Annotated in this window: 1 protein-coding gene; it reads left to right on the top strand. The window is 69.1% G+C overall.

Annotated features, from left to right (window positions below):
* Positions 1 to 328: 328 nt before the first annotated feature.
* Positions 329 to 1,363 (top strand): IS110 family transposase, encoded by a 1,035-nt coding sequence (locus ACFWI9_RS34120; RefSeq protein ID WP_387169146.1) that lies wholly within the window; start codon positions 329 to 331, stop codon positions 1,361 to 1,363.
* The last annotated feature ends 195 nt before the right edge of the window (positions 1,364 to 1,558 follow it).

Here is a 1,558-nt window from a genome sequence, read left to right as displayed (position 1 = left end):
CTGTGCCTGTCATGCTGGAGATGCCTTCCTTGCCGAAGGTAGCTCCGGCCGGAAAGGGCAGACAGGACAGTCAGGGGGCCTCTGGCCAGGCTCCTGACTTGTTGAATCGAGCCCAGACGCTCGGTCTGCAGCCGTAGCGTCCAGGGTGTCGGTCGGTACTGGCCCGCAGTGCTTCTTGCCGCCGTTGGGCTGGCTCACTGATAGCGTGCCGCCGCCGGCCGACACCCGCGCGGTGTGGCTCGACAGAGGCATGGACGTGACACCACTTCAAGTCAGGATGCCCACCGCCGTCCTCCTCCCGTCGCTTCGAGCGCAAGGCCGGCTGCCCGTGATCCTGATTGGTATCGACCCGCACAAGTCCTCCCACACCGCCGTCGCCGTCGACGCCTCCGGCCACCAGCTGGCCAAGCGGCGGTTCGTCGTCAACGCGGGGACGTTCCGCCAGCTGATGGCCTGGTGCGAGCAGTGGCCCGAGCGACGCTTCGCCGTCGAAGGCGCCGGCGGCCTCGGCCGCTCGCTCGCCCAGCAGCTCGCCGCCGCCGGCGAGCACGTGGCCGACGTGCCGGCCACGCTCTCCGCCCGGGCGCGAATGCTGGCCACCGGCGGCAACCGCAAGACCGACGAGGCCGACGCCCGCCACGTCGCCCAGGTCGCTCTCTTCCGCACCGACCTGCGGCAGGTCACCGCCGAGGACCAGACCACGATCCTGCGGCTGCTGACCGAGCGACGCGAGGACCTGGTCCACGAGCGCACCCGCGTGCTCAACAGGCTGCACGCCGTCCTGCGTGATCTGCTGCCCGGGGGCGTGGCCACCGGACTGTCCGCCGACAAGGCCGCCGCAGCGATGAAGGGCATCCGCCCCGTCACCGCCACCGACAGCTGCCGCCGCGACATAGCACGGGACCTGCTGGCCGACCTTCGGCGTCTGGACCGACTGGTGAAAGACAACGAGGCCCAGATGCGCGAGGCGCTGGCCGCAACCCGCACCACGCTCACCAGCCTGCCGGGCCTGGGCACAGTGCTGGCCGCCAAGGTCCTCGGCCACGTCGGCGATGTCAACCGCTTCCCCACCGAGCACCACTTCGCCAGTTACACCGGCAGCGCACCCCTGGACGCCTCCAGCGGCGACAACGTCCGCCACCGGCTGAACAACGGCGGCAACCGGGCGCTGAACTCGGTCCTGCACACGATCGCGATCTGCCAGATCCGCGACGGCGGCCACGGCCAGGACTACTACCTGCGCAAGATCGCCGAAGGGAAGACCCCGTCCGAGGCCCGCCGGGCGCTCAAACGACGGCTGTCCAACGTGGTCTACCGGATCATGAAACGAGACCATCGGAGCCAATTCACCGAAGCCGCTTGACACACAGAGGCGCTATGAGGTCATGCTCCGCCCGGCCGGAGCCCTGGGAACCGGGCCCCGGCGGTCGGACAGATCAAAGCAAGGACAGCCCAGCAGGACGTCAGTGAACCTCTTTCATCCTGAATGGTTGCGGGTCAGGAGTGTGTGGATGGCTTGGACGATGGTGCTGATGCGGCGGGTGGAGCATCGGGCTCG

Origin of the sequence: Streptomyces sp. NPDC127084 (assembly GCF_042724175.1) — a bacterium.
GTDB lineage: Bacteria > Actinomycetota > Actinomycetes > Streptomycetales > Streptomycetaceae > Streptomyces.
This window is presented reverse-complemented; position numbering and strand designations above follow the sequence as displayed.